Source organism: Clostridium sp. SM-530-WT-3G (assembly GCF_012843905.1).
Taxonomy (GTDB): Bacteria; Bacillota; Clostridia; order Clostridiales; family Clostridiaceae; genus Clostridium.
The window spans coordinates 1-899 of record NZ_JABAGC010000092.1 but is presented as its reverse complement, the minus strand read 5'-3'; the positions used below and the strand labels follow the sequence as shown (position 1 = coordinate 899).

The window sequence follows — 899 nt, the reverse complement described above, 5'->3', positions numbered from 1 at the left end:
CTAATTCTTACTTATATTGATTATTTAGTTATTATTTTTTTAAAATATCATTTTTCATAGCGTACTTTACACTATCAATATTACAAATATTCTAATTATAATTTTGATATTTTCGCAATCGCTTGCAAAATTATCAAAATTATATTCATAGAGTTTTATTTATTTCTCCTTTTTCAAATAAAAATTTTAACTCTATATTTACTCTTCTGTTCATTATATTTATAGTATAATAATCCAGGTAAACTTTTACAGGGAATATTTGGGTTTATTTTTACTTGTTTTTATTAATTTGCTTTTATTTTTCTTCAAAATACTAATTAATGCAAATGTTTTCATAAAAAATAGAAAATACTATGCTTACTAGCATAATATTTTCTATTTTTTATTTCTATTAATTCTAAAAAACTCTTCAAGAATTTCAGAACATTCATTATCATAGAGCCAATTTGTATAAATAAATGAATTAAGTCTCCTACTATCTAATAAATTTATAGTTGATCCGCAAGCTCCCATATCTTTATTAAAGGTTCCAATATACAATCTATCTATTCTACTTTGCAATATGGCACTTGCACACATAGGGCATGGTTCTAATGTTACATACATATCACATCCATCAAGTCTCCAATCTCCTATAACTTCGCAAGCCCTTTTTATAGCAAGCATTTCAGCATGAGCTGTTGGATCATGTATTTGTTCTTTTAAATTATGCGCTCTTGCTATAACTTCTCCATTTTTAACAATCACCGCTCCAACTGGTATTTCTCCTTCTTTCATAGCAATATAAGCTTCTTCTTTAGCAATATCTATAAATTTCACTAGTTTACCGTTACTGAAAACTTATAAAAATCTATAAAAAATTATAAAATCTTATGTTTCATTCCTTTTTCAATGTATCT

At 25.3% G+C, this 899-nt stretch carries 1 protein-coding gene; it reads right to left on the bottom strand.

The window, feature by feature from the left end:
* Positions 1-375: 375 nt before the first annotated feature.
* Complete coding sequence (locus HF850_RS15355; protein WP_169106282.1) at positions 376-819, bottom strand: nucleoside deaminase; 444 nt, start codon at positions 817-819, stop codon at positions 376-378.
* Positions 820-899: the final 80 nt, after the last annotated feature.